Below are 4,523 nucleotides of genomic sequence, written 5' to 3'. Positions count from 1 at the left end.
TCAGGGTCTCACGGTAATCGTTAAAACAGGGTTTCAATACAAAAAAAATTGTATCTAGTCAGGCTATATCTAACCTCACGACCACTTCACAATCATTCGATTGTTTATAGGCTCCCGTGTCCTTGTCGCCCAACCCCGTTTACAACGGATTGGATCGAAAAGGAGTATTACAACTCCCTAGCGCCCATCAGATCGTACCGAACGGGATTTCTCCAGTAGTACGCTCAATCGGTCAACTCAAAATGGCTAGTTCTGAATTGTGCGCTATCTAAAAAAACATGGCTTTAAACAGGCTGTTGCCTGCTCAAAATCGCTAAAACGAAAATGGTCAGGCAGTTGGTCAGACTGCTTTAAGTCAATGAATATTGCGACTATAAACCAAGCAAAAACAGATGTAAATTCCGTCACCTAGGAACCACTTGATTGCACGATGACAAATTGTGTCAATTAAGTCCGACCAATGCCTTTGGCATTGGTAAAAAATCAAAATCGTTGAAAGCATTATAAAATATAGCTTTTAGTTAGAATAAATATTGCTTGATTACATAGGACTTTTTAGAATATTGTTTGATGACAATTGAACAAATATTGCTTGGTAACAATAAAATGATTCATTACAGCCCGAACAGTCGTTATACAGCGCAAAAAATTGTAGATAAAGTTGCAAACGGTGCGTATTTCTATAGTCACTTTACTATTGAATCTGATAACACGATGTTTGCAGATAAAATCCAAAAACTCATAAAAAAACTCAGCCAAAAATATTCTTTAGATTTAAGCCCACGACAAAGGACTTATCGTTTAAATAAAAAAAATGAGCCTATTGCGGATTTAATTATTCAAAAGCGTTATGACCAAGATATATGGGAATTTTGGCTGTTTGTGACAACTCCAAAAAGCAATGAATACAACACTCTTAAAAGCGAGGGGCAATTAAAGAAAATAGTCAAACAGCGAATATCAGAAGTTGAAACAACGTGGAATCGAGAAGAAGAACAAGAACAAATTTCATTGATTCGGACATATTTTAATGACCATGAAAAATTCAAATTTGTTTTACAAAAGCCCTTTTTAAAAGTTGCGTTTGGAAATGGGAAAAATGTTGAACTGGTGCGCCTTTCACACTCAAAAAAGAAATCAAAGAATTATCCTGATACGGAGAAAAGTGCAAAAAACTATACATGGACTTGGCGATTTGATGAGCCTAGCGTGCAGCTGATTAAAAAAAGCTATGTTGAAATTATAAATACACTTATTTCAAATAATGACAAAAGCGTTGGCATGTCTAAGTTGCAGTCATTTTATGATGATCTGAAATTTTACGGAGTCTTCAAAGGGAATCGGCACCAGATCGGACGATTGTTTGTTGATGCGGTCAGTTATCACTTCAAAAAAACAGGGAAAAACTTTAGAAAAATGGACTACTACATTCCTTTAGAGCTGAATTACCTGCCCCGAATTAAGAATTATGCAGATGATTTTATTCAGTATGTTTTCTTAAGAAGGATTTATGAGAGTGTTCAAATCAATTTGAATAAAGACGATGTAAATCAAGACACTTACACCGAACTATTTAACAAATATTTGGTTTAATAACAGGACTTAATATGAATATTGCAACCTTAAAAACTGCTGAAATATTTAAAAAACTCCCTCATTTATTTAAGTCTAAGTTTATATTTTTTTTCCTAGGCTTTTGGTTGATGCTAACAGCATTTCACTATGTCGATATTGTACCTAGTGATGATTATTTAATAATCTCAAAAGCCTTGGGAATACTTGCTTTGATCACCTATTTTTTTGAAAGAAAAATAGGTATTACCCTTTGAAATCAGTATGTTTACGCAATGCTGTAAATATCCGTTTTGCAGTTTCTTCACGTACTGATTTTGGGTCTCTCAAAATACCGGCAATAAACAGAGTAAAAGCATCGTATGTCGGGAATGTAGAAAGGTCAGATATGTCACTTACACGACTTAAAATAGCACTATATTTGCTGATTTGAGCATCTGTTAAATCGCAGAACATATCTATTGTGTTCGGGTCCCGAGCTTGTGTCGTTAGAGTTTTAGGTTTTGGTTTCTCTTTTACAGTGAACTTAAAGCCGACTACAGAACGCCCCTGCTTTATATTCTCATAGCTGAGGTTAATATCCGTATTTTGATTAATTTCATCTAATGAGGGTTTAATTACCCTTTTTTTTAAATTACTTAAATCTTGATACGACTCAGGTAAGCCAAGCTGTTCAAAAAGATCATTAAGGCTGATTTGAAAACCGCCCATCACCTGATGTTTCTTAGCTAAGTGATAGATGTCTAGTGAGTAGTCTTTCCGGAGCCGTAATACAACCTCTTTTTTATATTTTGTATAAGGATTTAAAGCATCAAACTCCCTAAGAAGAAGAAGGACTTCATCAGTAAAGTAGAGTTCTGAACCCCCTTGCCCTACTTTATAAACAACCTTGTTCAACCATCTTATTTTCACCCGATCCCCATTTTGTGCTGTATATCCGAAAAATCGGGTAAAAAGACGCTCTGACGCTGTTTCTAGTGCTGTATATGCGGTTGAAAGATCGACATTACACTCACGTGAAAATTCATGAGATGAGATAAAAATAGGTTCATTACTTGATATTTGTGTTGTTCTAGCAAGCGGCGTAGACATGATAAAAAGACGTTTTTCATCAAGGCTCATTCCACGAAAGCATTCAGCAACTCGGTTTTGTAAGACAACCCAATCTTTCGGATAATGTTTCTTTAGATCTACAGCCATATAAACAGCTCAAAAATAATAAATCGGTTTGTTTTTATACTAAGTACATTGTTTGAGTCAATACTTTTTTACAAATTAAAGTACATACATAGGTTTGTACTTTAATACTTGGCGTTTGTACTTTTTAAACTTGGCGTTTGTACTTTTTAAACAGTGTTTAACTTGGCGTTTGTACTTTAATACTTGGCGTTTGTACTTTTTTAAAGTTTGAAAGCCATGTTACACGTGGCTTTGAGGGGGGGCTAAAAGTATTTAAAAGCTTCTTAAAAGAATAAAAAGGAGCAGGGGAGTGAAAAACAGCCCTATGGCACTCGCTTCGCTCGTGGCATTTTGACCTCGTTTCACTCGGTCTTGGGGGCTGTTTTTTGGTGACTGCTTTCGAGGATTCAAAAAAGCAAAAGCGGCTATGAATTCGCTTCGCTCATAGAGCTTTTTTGCTCGCTTCGCTCGGTCTAGGTGCAAATACCAGCATTTGATTTAATTCCTTTTGTCTTTTTTATTTTTTTAAAGCAGTTTTTCAGAGGGTCGAGGCTCAACTTTTCTTTGTGTCACTCGTAGACACTCGTTAAATATACCGTTTAAATGCAAAAAATAAGGGTTTTTAGCTACTTTAGGTGTTTTTTTGATATTACCTACATGAAGTAAATTAAAGTGCCTTAGAAAGCAAAATAGAGAGATTTAGGAACTCACCTCGTTTAGTTGTTTTGCCGCAACCGAGGGAGTCATATCTCACTTTCGTAGAGTTCACGTTGTTTGTCGAGTAGAACATGGGTAGGCAAATACCCAAGTCATTATCACAATACGTCGTTCTTTATACTAAAGAATGGAAAAAACTCATCTTAACGAGGACTCCCGCTAATTTTTCTAAATTAGTTAAATATTCAATTAGTTAGAATTGAAACTATGAAAAAAATCATGCAGTACACAAGACTATGCTGCCGTATTTTCTTTTCTTTCATTAACGTTTGCTTAGTCCTGACTTAGATCGGGAGACCAATCCCGACCTATCAGAACAAACAATGGCGACCAAACCATTTTTAGCTATGTTTCGCTTTTTTAGATAACAACATAAAACCGACTCGGATTTTCGACAACACTACTCCCTTTACCACCCTTAGCAGCCACGCCACTGGTGAGTTCGCAATGTTTAATACAGCATCGACTTCGTTATTTTCATAACTTATACGACCTACTCATCCTCTCTCCCTCTCCATGCCTTGCCGTGACAACTCAATGTCTAAGCATGGAGATTCCCAAGTTATTTCTAACGATCTTAGCAATTGAACGCCAATGCTCTTTTGTCTGTCAGTGCTTCCATTTTCCCCACCACGCGGTTCCTTAGATTTGGTGGATATGACTTTGAGACAAAATCTGAGCGTATGGCTCTTAATCTACACGTGTCTCCGGTTTATGCTTCCGGATGTATACTGTTTAAGCTATCCGTTGACCCACTTTGCTTGAGATGATCTCACTCAGTGGTGCCGCTGCTTCCAGATTTCTCCTCAGCTAGCCTGTAACATTGCTGTTACCTCAAACGCCATCAGTTGTGCCAATGAGCTGCGCTTCCCTCTTAGAGTGCATTTGCCGCAACACATTGCCGTTATTAGTGACCCTTAACATCCTGTCAGGGTCTCACGGTAATCGTTAAAACAGGGTTTCAATACAAAAAAAATTGTATCTAGTCAGGCTATATCTAACCTCACGACCACTTCACAATCATTCGATTGTTTATAGGCTCCCGTGTCCTTGTC

At 36.9% G+C, this 4,523-nt stretch carries 3 protein-coding genes; 2 read left to right on the top strand and 1 reads right to left on the bottom strand.

Annotated elements, in window-relative coordinates; all coding sequences use genetic code 11:
* Positions 1 to 570 precede the first annotated feature (570 nt).
* A complete protein-coding gene (locus tag FTT91_RS14205; RefSeq protein ID WP_257229604.1) occupies positions 571 to 1,593 on the top strand; it encodes a hypothetical protein in 1,023 nt (340 codons plus the stop codon).
* Positions 1,594 to 1,607: 14 nt separating this feature from the next.
* Positions 1,608 to 1,829: a hypothetical protein gene (locus tag FTT91_RS14200; RefSeq protein WP_180169687.1), complete on the top strand. Its 222-nt coding sequence runs from the start codon at positions 1,608 to 1,610 to the stop codon at positions 1,827 to 1,829.
* Here the strand turns inward: FTT91_RS14200 and FTT91_RS14195 are convergent.
* Positions 1,819 to 2,772 (bottom strand): replication initiation protein, encoded by a 954-nt coding sequence (locus FTT91_RS14195; protein WP_179991697.1) that lies wholly within the window; start codon positions 2,770 to 2,772, stop codon positions 1,819 to 1,821. The genes FTT91_RS14200 and FTT91_RS14195 overlap by 11 nt on opposite strands.
* Positions 2,773 to 4,523: the final 1,751 nt, after the last annotated feature.

Origin of the sequence: Acinetobacter sp. YH12021, from assembly GCF_013420145.1 — a bacterium.
In the GTDB taxonomy this organism is placed as follows: domain Bacteria; phylum Pseudomonadota; class Gammaproteobacteria; order Pseudomonadales; family Moraxellaceae; genus Acinetobacter; species Acinetobacter towneri.
Note: the sequence above shows the minus strand (reverse complement) of the source record. Positions and strands in the feature narration are given on the sequence as shown.

Bases quoted from the DNA above. Each gene is read 5' to 3' on its own strand.
- FTT91_RS14205 (WP_257229604.1), top strand. From the start codon at position 571: ATGACAATTGAACAAATATTGCTTGGTAACAATAAAATGATTCATTAC.
- FTT91_RS14200 (WP_180169687.1), top strand. From the start codon at position 1,608: ATGAATATTGCAACCTTAAAAACTGCTGAAATATTTAAAAAACTCCCT.
- FTT91_RS14195 (WP_179991697.1), bottom strand. From the start codon at position 2,772: ATGGCTGTAGATCTAAAGAAACATTATCCGAAAGATTGGGTTGTCTTA.